We start from the raw sequence: 16,436 nt of genomic DNA, 5'->3' as shown, positions 1-16,436 counted from the left end.
CGTGGCCCGATAGGACGGGATCAAGGAGGCATATTGTTGCCGATGGTACGGAATGAGAACAGGGCAGCGGTGACGGTGAGCAGCAGGCGCTTGTTCATTTTGGCGGGTGGGAGAGGTGCAGGCACGGGAAAACGACCGGGGATGCCCGGTCGTTTTTAGTGTTTGGCTTTGGGGAACGTTGCGGCGGTGCCGGGGTTTGCCCGATTTGGCTTCGGTCTGCCCTGACCCCAACCCCTCTCCCGTAAACAGGAGAGGGGCTTCCGGAACTCAGCGCGCCAGGACGCCCGGGTTCATCAGGCCCTTGGGATCGAGCTGGGCCTTGATGGCATCCAGCAGCGCCAGCGCAGCCGGGTCACGCCCAGCGCGGTAGTCGTAGAACTTGCCAAGCTGCAGGTTGGCCGCACCGTGGGAACGCATGACGTCCGCGATCTGCCGCTTGAGTTTGTCCGCCGCCGCGCGGGCGTCCAGGTGTTCACCGGGGCAACCGATGCGCTCGCGGTGGTCGGCATCCACGGTGCGCAGGTGGAACGCGTTATGGCTGTCCGGCCAGTAGATGCACGGCTCGATCACCGCCGCCTGCGCGCCGACACTGGACATCAACGTGCCGATGAAGATTCCATGTGCGTCCATGGTTTGCTGCTCGCGGGCGAACAACGCCTGCAACGCATTGAAGACCGCCACGGACCGGGAATGCGGGACGATGGCATGCACCGGCGCCCAGCGCTCGCCCTGCGGGCCGAGCATGGAGTTCCACGCGGCAAATGGGTTGGCGGCCATCATTTTTGGGATCGAAGGTTCAACGCTTTCGCCGAAGCCTTCCACCAGTTTGCGCGCGCGTGCGACACGGTCGGCGACCTCGGCAGCACTGTCGCCTTCCAACGTGATGTGCAGCGAGAACTGCTGTTGATCGACGATGTCCCGGCCCTTGACCGCCAACTTCAGGCCGGAGATCAAACCACCCTTCTTGATGACGTTGGTCAGCGCCTTCACGTCGCTGGACAGGCTGGCGCGGCGCATGCGGATGCTGGTCAGTGCCGGGTCGAACGCAGCGGTTTCGCTGGCGAGTCCATGACGCGACAACGCGCCAAGTGCGCCAAACAAACCCTCGCCAGTGCGGAACTGCCACGACAGATAATCGATATGCGCGTGCTTGGGAATCAGCTTGAGCACGATGCGAGTCTTGATGCCGAGCAGGCCGCAATCACCGAGGAACAAGCCGGTCAGGTCCGGGCCATACCAGCGGAAGAACGGCGTGGTGTTGGCCGCAGCCGCCGAGCCGGTGGTGAGGATGTCGCCATTGGCGGTAACCACCTGCAGGCCCAGCACCACATCGGCCGAGCAGCCGTAGCGGGCGCTGCCGTGGAAGATGGCACCCTGCGACATGCCGCCACCCACCGTGGCGTGCGAGCCGGACATCGGGCCGAAATACGGCGTGCGCACACCTTTGGCGTCGAGCGCTTCCTTCAATGCACGCCAGGTGACGCCGGCCTCAACCACAACGTAGGCGTCTTCCAGATTGATCTCGATGATCTTGTCGAGTGCGCCGGTATCGACCAGCACACTGGGGCTGTGCGCGGCCAGGTAACCGCCGGTGTAGCTCATGCCGCCGCCACGCGGCACCACCGCCACGCCAGCATCAGTGAGTTGCTTCACCGCATCGGCGAGTTGCTGCGCATCCGTCGGCCGCAGTACCGCCAATAGGGCTTGGCCCTGTGAGTAGACGTCGGTGGCGAAGTACTCCAGTGCCTTGGCATCGGTGACGATGCCATTGCCCCAGCTGTCCTGCAGGCGGGTGATGACGTCATGCACGGTTGCGTTGTCGTTGCTCATGGGGGTCCTTCGGTATCAGGCAGACAGGGCGGCGGCGCGCCCCTGGAAATCGGATTCGGAATCGGTGTTGACCTGCAGCGGCACCGGCAGACTGCGCAGCCGTGCAGCAAGGCCCGGCGCGGTCGCATCACGCAGCAGCGTGCGCAGGCGCGGGCCCAACCGCAGCAGTTCGACCACGTTGGCATGCACCTGCATCGGTGTTGGTGCGTCGACGCGGCGGCGTGCTTCCGCACTCGGCACCATCCACGGCCATAGCAGATGGCGCTCACGCTCCCACTGCCATGCATCGCACAGGTAACCACCGGCGCGATCGATGACGGTGGTTGGCAGCGTGTCGAGCAGCTGCGTTTGTTCGTCGGCGTCCAGCAGCCAGGGCGAGTGCAGCAGCACATGCTGCACTCGGGCACCCAGCGCATCGATCAAGGACGGCACATAGCCGGCCGCTGCACCGTGGGCTTCGATCACCAACGGCTGTTGTTCTGCACCACCACGCAATGCACTCAACACCGCATCCACAACGACGGCAGCGCTCAGCTCACTTTCGGTTTCGCAGGAGGCTCCGTGGCCGGGAAGATCTGGCAGCAACCAGGCGCCCTCGCCTGCATCCAGCTGTGCGGGCGACAACGGTCGCGTGCCCGGTGCGTGCAACACCAGATGCACAGGGCCTTCACCCGCGCGCTCCCACACGGCCATGTCGCCGGCAGTGGTGGCGATGATGCGGCGATGCCAGCTGCTGTCCTGCGATGCAGCGGATGTTGTGACGACGAATGCAGGTTCGATAGCCAACGTCTGCGCCAACCATGCATCCATCCGGGCGTGCATTGCCGCGATGCCGTCAGGCTCTTCAATCAACTGCACGTGGTCTGGCACATCCGACAGGCGCGGCATATGTGCCAGCAGCGGGTCGCCGTGGCGGAATACCAACCACGACGGCATCTGCAGTTCGTTGACCCAATGATGGTCGTTGTGGCGGAACGCCGCGGCGTAACCGGCGCGGTAGGTGTCGCCAACGTCGAGAACATCCATCACTGTGTCGTGGCTGCTCTGCGTGGTCTGCGGTGCGATGCACATGGCCGCTTCAGCGCGACCGTCGTACCACGGGAAGTAATACTTCTGTTCGCGCATGCGTGACCACAGCCAGCGCAGATGTGATCCATCCCATTGCGGCACGAATGGCGGCAGATAGGCTTCGCCGTACAGCGCACTTTCTTCCGGCGTAAAGGCGGCATAGCCATCCACCACCAATGCGGCGACGCGTTGCGGATTGGCCCACGCCAGCCAGGTGGCGATCAGGCCGCCGGTATGCATGCCGAACACAGCGAAGCGTTGCAGGCCAATAGCGTCGATGAACTCCAGCGTCGCTGCACCGAAGTCGGCAATCGTCATCGGATTGCCGGGCAATGCTTCGGAATGACCAAAGCCGGGCGTATCCGGTGCGATCACGGTGTAACGATCGGCATAGCGCTGCATCATCGCGTGCCACATGCGCGAGTTCTGCGGTGACTGGTGAATCAGCAACAGCGCCGGACCACTGCCGGCAATGCGGTAGTGCACCTGGCGTCCGTTGATGGACACGAAGCGGCGTTGAATTGAAGTCATGCACGTTCCTTAAAGCCGTACCAGCGCCTTGCCCAGGTTGTCGCCGTTGAGCAGGCCGATGAAACCGGCTGGCGCGTTCGCCAGCCCGTCATGAATGTGCTCGCGGTAACGCAGCGTGCCATCGGCGATCATCCGCGACAGCTCACTGCGGCAGCGATTGAAATCCGCCAGGTGGTCGTAAACCACCAATCCTTCCAGTCGCGCACGCGCCCCGATCACCGGCCCGAGGTTGGGCCCAGCCGGGCGCTCGGCGCTGTTGTACTGGTCGCTCAGGCCACACAGCACCACGCGGGCGTGCAGCTTCAACAGCGACAGGGCCGCCTCCAGCACAGCGCCGCCCACATTGTCGAAGTAGCCATCAATGCCATCCGGGCATGCGCTACGCAGTGTTTGCAGAAAATCTGCATCGCGGTAGTTCACGCAGGCATCGAAGCCGTACTCATCAATCACGATGGCGCACTTCCTTGCGCTGCCGGCGATACCAATCACGCGACAGCCGGCGGCCTTGCACAACTGCCCCACGACGCTACCCACCGCACCGGCGGCGGTAGACACCAGAATGGTCTGACCGGCCCTGGGTTCAAGAATATGACGCACCCCGGCCCATGCGGTGAGGCCCGGTATGCCAAGCACACCGACGGCGGTGCTGATAGGCGCCAATGTAGCGTCCACGCGCGACACAACACTGGCATCGAGCACCGCCTGTTCGGCCCAGCCGGTCATCGCGCTGACCACATCACCGACGGCGAAACGTCCACTGCGGTCTTCCGCCACCGTGCCGATGCCATAGCCCGGCACGATGCTGCCCAGCGGCGGGCATGGCACCGCATAGCGCCCACCCAGTTGCGCGCGCAGAAACGGATCCAGCGACAACCATTGCACCTGTACCCGCAACTGGCCGTCGCCGAGAGCCGGCAACGGCAGCTGACGCAGCTCGAAATCCTGCGCCTGCGGCACACCCTGTGGAACTCGCCGCAGGCAGACGGCCTGCATCGTTGCGTGCAGGCCGTTCATCAATCAGAACGCGTTGATGCCGGTCAACTCACGACCGATCACCAGCTGGTGCACGGTCTCGGTGCCTTCATAGGTGATGACCGATTCCAGATTCAGCGCATGACGGATCGCACCGTGCTCGGTGGTGATGCCGGCGCCGCCGAGCAGATCACGGCATTCGCGGGCAATGTCGATGGCAAGACGGCAATTGTTCCACTTGGCCAGCGACACCTGCTGCGGCTGCATCACGCCAGCGTCTTTCAGGCGACCCAGCTGCAGCACCAGCAACTGGCCGGCGGTGATACGCCGTGCCATGTCGGCCATCTTGATCTGCGCGCTCTGGGTGGCGGCGACCGGGCGACCGAACAGGATGCGTTCCTTGGTGTAGGCCAGCACTTCGTCCAGGCAGGCGATGGCGGCACCAATCGGGCCCCAGGTGATGCCGTAGCGCGCCTGAGTCAGGCAGCCGAGCGGTCCCTTCAGGCCCTTCACGTTGGGCAGACGGTTGGCATCAGGCACGCGCACGTTGTCGAAGAACAACGCGCCGGTAACCGACGCACGCAGGCTCATCTTGTGCTTGATTTCCTGGGTGGTGAAACCCGGGGTTCCCTTCTCGATGACGAAGCCCTGCACGCCTTCATCGGTGTTGGCCCAGACGATGGCGATGTCAGCCACCGAGCCGTTGGTGATCCACATTTTGGAACCGTTGATGACCCAGTCGCCGCCGTCTTTCACTGCACGGGTTTTCATCGCGGCCGGATCGGAGCCGCCGTGTGCTTCGGTCAGGCCGAAGCAGCCGATGACCTTGCCGCGCGACATGTCCGGCAACCAGCGCATGCGCTGCTCTTCCGAACCGTAGGCATAAATGGGGTACATGCACAGCGAGCTTTGTACCGAGACGAAGCTGCGGATACCGGAATCGCCGCGCTCCAGTTCCTGGCAGATCAGGCCATAGCTGACGCCGTTCAAGCCGGCGCCGCCGTACTGCTCTGGCAGCGAGCAGCCCAGCAGGCCCATGTCGGCGATCTCAGGGATCAGCTCGGTCGGGAAGCGGGCCTGGTCAAAGCAGTCGCCGATGATCGGCAGCACGCGTTCATTGGTGAAACGGGCAACGGAATCCTGCACCGCACGTTCTTCCTCGCTCAGCAGCGAACGTACGTCGAACAAATCGTAGGGGTTCAGTGTCTTCAGGCTCATTACTGTCTCTGGAAGGCGCATCCGCGCTCGGAAGGTGGGGGATAAGGTAGTTCAATCAGGCCGAAAGAATTGCTGCAGCCGCACGCTCACCCGAGCTGACGGCCGCTTCCATGCCCGGTACGTGCAGTTCGGTCTGCTCGCCGGCGAAGTGGATGCGGCCGAACGGGGTGTTGTTCCAGCGCAGGGTTTGCGCGAAATGGCCAGGGGCAATTTCCGAGAATGCGCCGTCGGCCAGCGGGTCGTTGCCCCAGCTGCGGGTCTCCAACGGCTGCAGGGCACCCTTGGCGGCCGGGCGCAGGCGCTCCATCGCGTTGATGGCCCAGGCCAGGCGCGCGTCGCGGTCGAGTTTGTCGGCCTGCTGTGCCATGGCGCCGTTGAGCCAGACGATCAAGCGATTGATCTCACCATCGGCGCCTGGCACCGCAAACACGCGCTGTAGCGGGCCGTCGCCCCACAACGACAGCGGCAGGCCGTCGTCCTCCCAGAACTTGCGGGTGGGATGCAGGTGGATGGTGGTGACCGCATTGGAGCGCCGCGCCGACCAGACCGCCTGCTGCTCGGCGGGCGGTGCCGGATCAATGGCGATGCGACTGAGCGGACCACTGGGCAACGCCAGCACCAGATGCGCGGCGCGGAAGCGACGGCCATCGGCGCAACGTACTTCGATGCCACGACGGCTCGATTCCACCCGGCTGACCTGTGCGCCCAGCACCGGCGGCTGCGCCAGTGCAGCGGCCATGGCCTCGGGCAATGCCTGGCTGCCACCCTGCACCCAGCCGGTACCGCGGGAACCGAAACGGCGCAGTGCATCGCGGCGCAAGGCATCCAGCGCACTGATGGTCTGCACCGATGAAAAACTGTTGCCGATATCCATCCATTGCAGCGCCTGCGGCGACCAACCCTTGCTCAGGATCAGCTCGGACAATGGGATATCGAGCGAAAGATGGGCGGCGTCACGCCAGCTGTCCACGGCTGGCAGGCCGAACTCACCGATGGCGGTGGACAGCAGCATCGGCGGCAACAGGCCATGCTCGCGACCGGTCAGCGTATTGAGCGGGCTCTCGCTCCACTGTTTGGCCGGCACCAACGTATCGCCGAACACCAGACCCAGGCCGGCGGCGGTCGGCAACGCGGCCGACGGCGGCACGATACCCACGCCCACGCGCTTGGCATGTGCATGCACACGTTCGTAATTGGTACCTACTTCAACACCACCCACCTCGAAGCGCAGGCCATTGCGCTCCACGGTCTGCAGGCGGCCACCCACACGCGGATTGGCTTCCAGCACGGTGACGCGCGCACCGCCAGCTTCCAAAGCGTGCGCCGCAGCCAGACCGGCCAGACCGGCGCCGACCACGATCACATCACTGACCGGGGGTGCTGCATGCAGCATGCCCGGGACCAGTGACAGTGCGGCCATGCCTGAAAGTCCTTGGATGAAATGGCGTCGTTGCATTGTTGTTTCCGCGATTGGCTGAATGGAGGCGATTGCCTTCCGTCGCTGCTTTTGCTGTGTCGCTGATGTTGTCGGGTTCGCTGCCGTCATTCCCGCCTTCGCGGAAAAATGACGCTTTGAAATGTCTTGCGAAACGCTCACAAACCGTAGCCCGGGACGCCGCATCGCGTCGTCCCGGCCTACGTCTGGTGCTTAGAACTTGTAACTCACTTCGACGCCATACATGCGCGGCAACGACGGCGTGACGCCGAAGTCACGCAGGTTGCTCACTGCCAAACCCGTCAACGGCGGCACCGCCGGGATGGCCACATAGGCGTCCGGGTTGATGGTGCGCTGTGCGTCTTCCGGGGTGCGGTCGTTGAATGCGTTGGTCACGTAGGCCGACACCTGCAGCTGCTCGGTGGGACGCAGGCTGAAGCGGAAGTTGGTGCGCGTGGACGGGGCCAGGCTGGCCAGATTGTCTACCTGCACATAACGACGGCTTTCGTAGGTGGTATCCATGTTGGCGGTGTACTGCCAGCCGTTGGCGAACGCGCCGTCATACATCAAACCCAGCGTGGCCTTGTTCTTGGGCACGCGCGGCAGCGTGTAACCGGCCGCATTGGCAGCGGGGTCGGCCAGTGTCGGTGCGTTGCTGTCAGAGAACAGATCCGCCTGATCCTGACTGAGGAACTTCAGGATTTCCGCATCGGTGTACGAATATGCCAACGAGGCCAACCAACCCTTGGCAAACGCCCATTGGGTTTCCAGCTCGAAACCACGAATCCGCGATTCACCCACGTTGGTGGTGTAGCTGGTGGCGAACAGCGAGCCGTTCTTGCGGATCACCGGGCCCGTTTCGGTCAGCTGCTGGTTGGTCCAGTCGATCTGGTAGAGGTTGGCATTCACGCGCAAGGTGCCATCCAGCCAGTCGCTCTTGATGCCCAGCTCGTAGTTGATGGCCTCTTCTTCCTTGAACGTTTCCAGGCCACGCGCGATCAGCGCGTCACGCTCGGTTTCCAGGAAGTCGGCGCGATACACATCGGTGTTGAAGCCGCCCGGCTTGGTGCCCTTGGACACCAGCCCGTACACGTTGACGTTTTCTGCGGCTTGGTAGCTCAGCGTCCAGCGCGGAGTGAAGCTGCTGAACGTCTCGCTCAGTGCATAGGCCTGGGTGTAGATGCTGGTGCCAAGCGCACGCGTGTCCACGCCGCCCTTGCTGATTTCATCGCGGGCATAGCGGCCTTCCAGCGAGGTGGTCCACTTGTCGTTGATATGCCAGTTGATCAGGCCGTAGATGGCCTTGTTGACGGTCTTGTCATCCGGATCGGTGGCGATGGTGGTCACCGACTTGTTGCCCGGCAGCACGAAGCCGGTGAGGTCACCACCCCAGCCCGGCTGCGCCTGCTGGTGGTAGTAGTACGCCCCCACCATGCCCGACACCGCCAGGTTCTGGTCGGTGCTCAAACGGATGTCTTGCGACCAGTTCTTCAGGCCCGTGTTGGCAAAGCTTTCAAACGCGCCGCCGTAGCCGCGAATGGCGCTGTAGTCCTGGTCGCTGGCCGAGTAGGTTTCGTTCTTGTTGTAGGCCGAAGTCGAGGTCAGGTTCCAGCCGTTATCAAACAGATAATCCACCACCAAGCTGGTACGCAGCAGGTCGGTCTTGCGACCGGAGAAGTAACCGGCAGCCTCGAATTCCTTGGTGTTGATGGCGTAATCGGACGGCGACTTCAGGTCACCACAGTAGTAGCCACGACGGCGCGATTCGAGAATCGGATACAGGCCGAAGTACAGGCCGCCGGTGTATTCGGGCAGGTAGCAATTGAGGTTGTCGCTGCCCAGACGCGCGGCTGCGAAGTGCTGATCGCGGCTCTTCTGCTTCATCACACGGGCGGTGATGTCCAGGTTTTCGGTCGGCGACCAGGCAATGGCCGCCATGCCACTGAGGGTCTCGGTGCCATTCAGGTCTTTCCGGCCCGATGCCTGGTTGTAGAACACGCCATCATTGCCGCGCTTGTTCAGGCTGATGTCGTAACCGAACGAGCCGTCATCGTTGCTGCCGGAGTAGAACAGGCCCATTTTTTCCTGGCCGTAGTTGCCTACGCCCAGAGTCACCTTGCCACCCGGAACGCTGCCGGGACGCTTGGTGATGAAGTTGACCGCGCCGGAGAACGTGCGGCGACCAAACGCGGCTGACTGCGGGCCACGGATCACTTCCACGCGCTGGATGTTCTCCAAGCCGTAGCTGGAAATATCACCTTCCACATACACGCCATCGATGAAGAACGAGGCGTTGGATTCACCCTGGATATTCGACATGCCACGGATCACCGGGCGGTCGAAGCCACGGCCGTAGCCGGACTTGAACGAGAAGCTCGGCGACAGGTTGGCGATGTCGCGCACATCGGTCAGGCCCTTCTTTTCGATGGTCTGCTCGGACATGGCGGTGATCGGCAACGGCATCTGCTGCAGCGGCTCGGACACGCCACGCGCGGTCACGGTGATCTTGTCGAGGCTGGACACGGCGTCATTGCTGGCTGCCGGCGTTGCACTCGATGCTTCGGCGGATTGTGCGGCCGCGTTGTTCGCACACAACAGCAGCGCGAAGGCGATCGAGGCGCACAACAGGTCTGGCTTGATGGTCTTCATGGTTTACCGACTGGAGGTTGATCGGAACTGCATTGGGAGGTTGGATGCGCCGTCGCTTGGGGGAGGGATCCATCCTGTGTTTCCGTGCTTCAGTCCTGCTTTTGTTTCGCCGCAGCGCCCTGCTTGAGCTGCTTGTAGTAGCTCCAGCTGGTGACGTTGGGTTGCACCCAGGTTTCCGGTGCATGGGCGTATTCCGGGTAGCGACTACGCACCAGTTCCTGCACATCGGCCGGCAGTTCGCTGACCGATGCACGCTTGTTGCCCTGCGCGACGTACAGCAGGTTGCCCGGGCGTACGCCCAGCTTCATCCACGGCAGCCAAGGGCCGATGCGGGTCCATCCGTAGGTGACCGGCACGCTCTTCAGCGCCGGGTTTTCCAGATCCGCGCGCGGCGCGAAAAACATGAAGTGCTCCGAGCCCATGTAGGTTGGGCCGGACGATTCCGCCGGGAACTCATCTGGCTGCAGCGGGTTGGGATAGGCCAGCGGAATGTTGAGCGTCAACATCACCTGGTCACCGGCCTCCACCCAAGGCATGTGGAATGGACGGCCGGCTGGATTGAGCACGGTGTTCACCGGGTCATTGGCCACCTGCACCACATCGTTGCGCTCGCCAGACAGCGGGTTGTCCCAGCTGTCGATGATCTTGCCGGTCTTCAGATCGCGGTAGAACGTGAGCTCACGCGTGACCAGCCGCCACACACCGTCTGCCTGCTTTTCCGCGCGGCAGATGTTGTAGCCCTCAAAGCCCAGCAACGGTGCCGCTTTCTTGCCCGGCTCCTGTGCGAATAACGTGCCGGCCCACCACAGCAGTTCTTCCTGAGCGGGGTCCAGCGAACAGCGCAGCTTGACCATGGCCTCAACGCTGCCTTGTTCGGACTGCAAATCCAGCGCTTTCGCCTGTGGCGAAAGTGCAATTGCAGCAGCCAGCAAAACCGATGACATTCGAATCACGTGCAATCCCCCGTTTGAGTGGAGCCTGGACAACCGCTGCGTCCCCTGCCCCGGAGCACAACCGGCAGGACTGCCGGCATGGCCAAGATGACATATAGCTATATCATTAGGACATGATTGTCCAATCATTTGTAATACCTGCGCCATCGAGGCCGCAGCGTTGCTGGTTGGCGTGAAAGCCTGCGGCGGAGCGCCTTCGGACGAATTGCGCAAGATGTTGCTTTGCAACACAAATTCGATTTCAACCGAGGTGAAATGGCACTGGAATTTTGTCCGGACATTTGAGAGATTCGGGGGCGGGCGGCAGGCCACGAGTTGGTCAATGCATGAACGCCTGCCGCCATCACAGAAAGCAGAAAAGGTCTGGTCCGGATGCTTGACCCTGTCCGGATCAATATGACATATAGATATAACTTTAGAACCTAATCCCCTGCCCTCAGGAGTCGCCATGAGCCAGCAAGCCCTGCCGCCAAGTTGGCAGCACGTCGGTCGCCACGCGGTCTTTCCCGAAAGCACGCATGACGACACCGCGCGCTTCGACTTCCTGGCCAACCTCAATGGCTACCTGGCCACCCAGCTCGGCCCCAAAGTGAAGGTGGCTTACGAGCGCCGGGTGAAACCGGCCTTCGAGAAAGAAAAAGGCCGCGCACCGGAAACCCGCCACGAAGTGCGCAAGGCGATGGCCGGTGACGCCGTCTACCAGACTTGGAGCGCCCTGCGCCGTAGCAGCATGGAAATGCGCCAGCAGGCAGGCCGCGGCCTGGTACTCAAGCAGGTGAATGCGCTGATCGAAAAAACACGCGCACTCAACGCAACCGATGACGGCCTGCAGCTGGATGCTTCGTTGAAAGTGCCGCGCTACTCCAGTGCGGTGGACATCCATTGCATGCCCGGCGGCTATCACACTGAACTGCTGGCCGATGACGTATCAGCTGCGGCCAATTACGACTGTGGCATCTTCGCTACTACCGGCGGCATGCTCGGCCGTTACAACGACGGTGGCGGTCAGGCGCTGGCACAGTGGCTGAAGGAACAACATCCGGCGTTCAAGCCACGGCGCATCCTCGATATCGGCTGCACCGTGGGCCACAACATCGTGCCGGTGGCACAGGCATTCCCCGATGCGGAAGTGATCGCCATTGACGTGGCAGCGCCGATGTTGCGCTACGCGCATGCACGCGCCCGCGCACTCGGCATCAACAACATCACGTTCCGCCAAGCCAATGGTGAAGCGCTGGATTACCCCGAAGGTCACTTCGACCTGATCACCACCGCGATGTTCTGGCACGAGAGCTCATCGAAAGCCATGCCGCGCAAGCTGCGCGAGATCAACCGCTTGCTCGCGCCGGGCGGCCTCACCGCGCATCTGGAACAGCCGCAGTACCACGGCATGGACCCGTACGAGCAGTTCATTCGCGACTGGGATGCGTACAACAACAACGAGCCGTTCTGGAGCGTGATGCACGAGTACGACCTGCGCCAGATGATGGCTGCGGCCGGCTTCGATGCCGAACGCTATTTCGAAACCAAGGTACGCGGCGTGGTGGACCGGGACATCTTTCCGGTAGCCAGCGAAAGCGGAGAAGACCACGGTCGCGCCGCGCTGTGGACCATGTTCGGAGCGTGGAAAGCATGAGCAGCATCGACCCCATCGCCCTGGCCGGCAGCCGCGCACGCGGCAAGCGCCCGTACTTCTTCAAAGACCCCGACGTGGAGCGTGTGCTCTCCATCGCCATGGCCATTGCGATGGAGAACGCCGTCACCCATCAGCGACTGGATGCACTGGAACGTTTGATTGAACAGAAAGGACTGCTCAGCCGCGAAGAACTGGATCAGTACCGTCCGGACCGGGAAGCAGAAGCACAGCGCACGCTGTGGATGAAGGAATACATCGCGCGGGTGCTGCGCATCGTGCAGCAGGAAACCGAAGCGTTGGAAAGCGGTGCTATGGACGTGCCGATGGAAGAAGTCATGGATGAACTTCGCGACCAGTAAGGCGCCACGCGCGTCGCCCATCAAAGTTCACACCAAGGGAAAGCACATGACCGATCTGAAGAAGCACATGCCCGCCCTCGCCCGCCATGAAGGCGTGTGGGACGGCGTTTATCGTTACTACGATCCGCAAGGCAACAAGATCGATGAACACAAGTCACGCCTGATCTGCCGTATCACCGGCGATGACAAGGCGCCGTACCACCAGACCAATCACTACAGCTGGGAAGACGGCAAGACCGAAGTGCGTGACTTCCCGACCTCGTACCTGTTCGGCCGCATCATTTTCGACAACGAGTTGATCTATGGCTGGTGCACCGAGATTCCGGAAGACGACCATCACCGCACGCTGATGCTGTATTGGCAGCGCAAGGGCGAGGACGGCTTGGAGTTGTACGAGATGATCCAGCTCTCTGACGACGGTCAGCTGCGCAACCGCATCTGGCATTGGTACAAAAACGGCGTACTGATACAGCGCACACAGATCGATGAGAAGTTCGTCAGCCGCGACTGGCAGAAGATCACCGGCCCGAGTTTTGCGGGCGAGGCAATCTGATCATTTCGATCTGATCTGGCCCAGCCCGCCCGGACGACATGCAAAGCAATCACGGGGCGCCACAGCGCCCCGTGATTGTTTAAACGCTGTGGTTTTTTCGCCGCTGAGCTTCAAGCACCTCTCCCGAATACGGGGAAAGCCAGGGCCCCTGATCCGCTCAGGCACGCGCGCCCTCGACATTACCCGCCCCCTCCAACCACGAGGCAATAGATGAGCAGTTCCCGCAGACACTTTCTTGGCAGCGCCGCAGGATTGGCCGCATTAGGCGCGGTAGGCCCTGCCTTGCTGGGTACCTCCGCACCCGCACAGGCCGCGATGGGCAAAGGCCCTGACGCCTTGAATGAACGCACGGATGGCACGTACGACACAGTCGAACTGGTCAAGCCCGCATGGACGCTGGGGTTGGTGCAGTCGCGCGTGCACAGCTTTGATGCGCGGGAATGGAAGGCCGGCACCAAACGCAACCTGGCGCACATGCTCGAACTGATCGACAAGGCGCATTACCACGCCAAGCCTGATCTGCTGCAGTTCCACGAGTTCCCGCTGACCGGCTGGCGCAAGTGGACGCGCGATGAAATCCTCAAATTCGCCATTACCATTCCCGGCGCGGAAACCGAAGCCATCGCACAGAAGGCTCGCCAATACGGCACATGGATTGTGTTCGGCGCCTATGCCACGGATCCAGACTGGCCGGGCCATGTGCTGTCGATCACCACGATCATGAACGACAAGGGCGAGATCGTGGACAAGCACTGGAAGGCGCGCAACCTCAAGGGCGCGTTCCCGGACTTCGAACTGTTCACCACCACCACCTACGACGTCCTCGACCGCTACGTGGAAATGTATGGCCGTGATGCCGTGGTGCCCGTGACACGCACACCCTTGGGCAACCTCTGCACCAGTTCCACGCAGCGCGAGCCGGAGTTGTTCCGGGCGATGGCGTTCAAGGGCGCGGAGGTGTTCCTGCGTACTGCCTCGGGCGGCTTCTCGGAGATGGATGTGGCGGCCTGCGCCATGTACAACGGCGTGTATTCGTCCATCGTCAACAACTCGATATCGCCCGACAACGGCCCGTACTTCGACGACCCGGGCTCAGGCGGCACCGCGCTCTACGACCCCACTGGCAAGGCCGTCGCGGAGGCACAGAGCAAGGAAGAAACACTGGTACTCGGCCGCGTGCCAATTGCCGAGCTGCGCGCTCGCAAGCGCCAGCCGGTCGTGCACATGGATCTGTTCCGCGACGTTTACGACACCTACCAGAACGCCTACGCGCCGAACCTGTGGGCGGAGTACCTGCCGACATCGCTGGAAGACGCAGCACGTTACATCCGCGGCAAGTCGCGCTGGAAGTAAGGCTTCTTTAGCTCTGGCTCTGGCTTTGGCTTTGGCTTTGGCTCTGGCTTTGGCTCTGGCTCTGGCTTTGGCTTTGGCTCTGGCTTTGGCTCTGGCTTTGGCTCTGGCTCTGGCTTTGGCTCTGGCTTTGGCTCTGGCTTTGGCTCTGGCTTTGGCTCTGGCTTTGGCTCTGGCTTTGGCTCTGGCTCTGGCTCTGGCTCTGGCTCTGGCTTTGGCCCTGGCCCTGGCTCTGGCTTTGGCCCTGGCTCTGGCCCTGGCTCTGGCCCTGGCTCTGGCTCTGGCTCTGGCTTTGGCCCTGGCTCTGGCTTTGCTTTGCTCCCCTCTCCCGTTTACGGGAGAGGGGCAGGGGGTGAGGGCAGGCTTTGCGATTTGTTCTGGTTGTTCGCTCCTCCAGATAGCTCTTGCCCTCATCCCACCCCTCTCCCACACGTGGAAGAGGGGGTCACATCAACATCAACATCACGAACCACCCCATCCGAGTAAAGTCCGACCCACACCCCAACTCCGGGCTGCACCATGTCTGCCTTCTTCAAGACCGCCCTGATGCTGTGCTGGCTCGTCCTGCTCATCTATTGGGGCTGGAGCGCGCTACGTGCCAAACCGGTGGCACGCAACGAATCGCGACTCAAACAATTGCTGGTGTATTGGTTGCCACTGGCCATCGCCGTGTTTCTGCTCGGCCCGGGCCACTGGTTCGGCCACAGCTGGCTACGCGAGCAGTTCGTGCCGCACACCACGCCGGTCTTCACCATCGCGCTGGTGTTGTCTGTCGCCGGCACCGTCGTGGCGATCTGGGCCCGACACCAACTGGGCCGTAACTGGAGCGGTAATGTCCAGATCAAGCAGGAGCACACGCTGATCACTGCGGGGCCATATACCTGGGTGCGACATCCCATTTACAGCGGCTTGTTGCTGCTGTTCTGCGGCACCGCACTGATGGTTGGCGACTGGCGCGGGGTGATCGCGGTGGCCATCGTGTTCGCTTCGTTCTGGTTCAAGCTGCGCCAGGAAGAATGTTTCCTCGCCGAGCATTTCGGCGCGCCCTATCTCGACTATGCGCGCCGCACCAAGCTGCTGATTCCAGGATTGCTCTGACAGAACATGCGCGTTCAAGCGCGCCCGTCATCGCCCTCGCTACCGCGGCCTGCACCGTAGCCCAGGCCTGCCCCCATCCCCATGCCAGCGCCCATGCCTCCCGCGCCGCCACCTCCGTCGCCCTTGCCACCGCCACGCTCCCCCTCCTTGGCGCCACCCTTGTTGCCACCACCGCTACCCGGGCGTGACGGCCCCTGCTGCGGAATCGCTACGTTCGCTGAAATCGTGTCCAGGTCGAGCACCTTGCGGATGAAGTCACGCAACGACACCACCAGCTCGGCCGTGTGGATCGGCCTGCCTTCGACCATGTCCGTTGCAGCGCGCGCCGCCAGCTGTACCTGTTCCTCGGTGCCAAGCAGGATCACATCCGACAGCGCCCCTTCCACCGCATCACGGATGCGGCGCGCGCGGTCGCCTGCATCGCCCTGTTCCGCCGGCGGCAACAGCACGGCCCCCTCGGCCGTAGCGACCGCCTGCCCGGCGGCCAACGCGGCGGCGCGTAGCCGTACGTCGCGCAGATGGCTGGGGTCCACGCTCAGGTTGCCCGTGAACGAACCTCCCAACGTCTTGTAGGCGGCGATCAGGGTTTTGAGCCGTTCGTTGATCTGGCGGTTGGCCGCCTCGCGCTTCTGCTGCACCACCTGCATCACCAGCAGTCGGATGCCCACACCGATCAGCGTGATGATGGCCAGGCCGACCAAGGTCGAGAGCAGACCCTGCCATGAGCTGAAATCCAGACCGCGCATCGAAGCTCCGCATGCTGCAGGCGCACATCGACGCCGAG

At 62.6% G+C, this 16,436-nt stretch carries 13 protein-coding genes; 5 read left to right on the top strand and 8 right to left on the bottom strand.

What is annotated here, in order from left to right; genetic code table 11:
* Positions 1–267 precede the first annotated feature (267 nt).
* From PAN08_RS01225 to PAN08_RS01195, 7 genes are all read right to left on the bottom strand, one after another.
* Positions 268–1,830, bottom strand: coding sequence for an FAD-binding oxidoreductase (locus PAN08_RS01225; protein WP_269789737.1), 1,563 nt, complete (start codon positions 1,828–1,830; stop codon positions 268–270).
* Positions 1,831–1,845: 15 nt separating this feature from the next.
* Positions 1,846–3,429, bottom strand: coding sequence for an alpha/beta hydrolase (locus PAN08_RS01220; RefSeq protein ID WP_269789736.1), 1,584 nt, complete (start codon positions 3,427–3,429; stop codon positions 1,846–1,848).
* Between the two features lie 9 nt (positions 3,430–3,438).
* Positions 3,439–4,443, bottom strand: a complete 1,005-nt coding sequence (locus PAN08_RS01215) for an NADP-dependent oxidoreductase (RefSeq protein WP_269789735.1) — start codon at positions 4,441–4,443, stop codon at positions 3,439–3,441.
* Positions 4,444–4,446: 3 nt separating this feature from the next.
* Positions 4,447–5,619 carry an acyl-CoA dehydrogenase family protein gene (locus tag PAN08_RS01210; protein ID WP_269789734.1) on the bottom strand — a complete coding sequence of 391 codons (1,173 nt, stop codon included), beginning with the start codon at positions 5,617–5,619 and terminating at the stop codon, positions 4,447–4,449.
* Between the two features lie 55 nt (positions 5,620–5,674).
* Positions 5,675–7,039 carry an NAD(P)/FAD-dependent oxidoreductase gene (locus tag PAN08_RS01205; RefSeq protein WP_269789733.1) on the bottom strand — a complete coding sequence of 455 codons (1,365 nt, stop codon included), beginning with the start codon at positions 7,037–7,039 and terminating at the stop codon, positions 5,675–5,677.
* Positions 7,040–7,267: 228 nt separating this feature from the next.
* A complete protein-coding gene (locus PAN08_RS01200) occupies positions 7,268–9,703 on the bottom strand; it encodes a TonB-dependent receptor (RefSeq protein ID WP_269789732.1) in 2,436 nt (811 codons plus the stop codon).
* A gap of 89 nt (positions 9,704–9,792) precedes the next feature.
* A complete protein-coding gene (locus tag PAN08_RS01195) occupies positions 9,793–10,647 on the bottom strand; it encodes a DUF1838 family protein (RefSeq protein WP_269789731.1) in 855 nt (284 codons plus the stop codon).
* Positions 10,648–11,104: 457 nt separating this feature from the next.
* Between PAN08_RS01195 and PAN08_RS01190 the strand changes: the two genes are divergently transcribed.
* The 5 genes from PAN08_RS01190 to PAN08_RS01170 all read left to right on the top strand — a co-directional run bounded on the left by PAN08_RS01190 (position 11,105) and on the right by PAN08_RS01170 (position 15,652).
* Positions 11,105–12,292, top strand: coding sequence for a class I SAM-dependent methyltransferase (locus tag PAN08_RS01190; RefSeq protein WP_269789730.1), 1,188 nt, complete (start codon positions 11,105–11,107; stop codon positions 12,290–12,292).
* The gene (locus PAN08_RS01185; RefSeq protein ID WP_269789729.1) at positions 12,289–12,651 is read left to right on the top strand and encodes a hypothetical protein; all 363 of its coding nucleotides are present in this window, start codon (positions 12,289–12,291) and stop codon (positions 12,649–12,651) included. The genes PAN08_RS01190 and PAN08_RS01185 overlap by 4 nt, the downstream gene beginning before the upstream one ends.
* A gap of 46 nt (positions 12,652–12,697) precedes the next feature.
* Positions 12,698–13,204, top strand: a complete 507-nt coding sequence (locus tag PAN08_RS01180) for a DUF3598 family protein (protein ID WP_269789728.1) — start codon at positions 12,698–12,700, stop codon at positions 13,202–13,204.
* 210 nt (positions 13,205–13,414) lie between these two features.
* Positions 13,415–14,557, top strand: a complete 1,143-nt coding sequence (locus tag PAN08_RS01175) for a nitrilase-related carbon-nitrogen hydrolase (RefSeq protein WP_269789727.1) — start codon at positions 13,415–13,417, stop codon at positions 14,555–14,557.
* Between the two features lie 516 nt (positions 14,558–15,073).
* Complete coding sequence (locus PAN08_RS01170; protein WP_269789726.1) at positions 15,074–15,652, top strand: isoprenylcysteine carboxylmethyltransferase family protein; 579 nt, start codon at positions 15,074–15,076, stop codon at positions 15,650–15,652.
* 14 nt (positions 15,653–15,666) lie between these two features.
* On the opposite strand, the gene PAN08_RS01165 is transcribed toward PAN08_RS01170, so the two are convergent.
* Complete coding sequence (locus PAN08_RS01165; RefSeq protein WP_269789725.1) at positions 15,667–16,398, bottom strand: hypothetical protein; 732 nt, start codon at positions 16,396–16,398, stop codon at positions 15,667–15,669.
* Positions 16,399–16,436 lie beyond the last annotated feature (38 nt).

This window comes from Stenotrophomonas sp. Iso1 (assembly GCF_027497995.1).
Classification (GTDB): Bacteria; Pseudomonadota; Gammaproteobacteria; order Xanthomonadales; family Xanthomonadaceae; genus Stenotrophomonas.
Note: the sequence above shows the minus strand (reverse complement) of the source record. Positions and strands in the feature narration are given on the sequence as shown.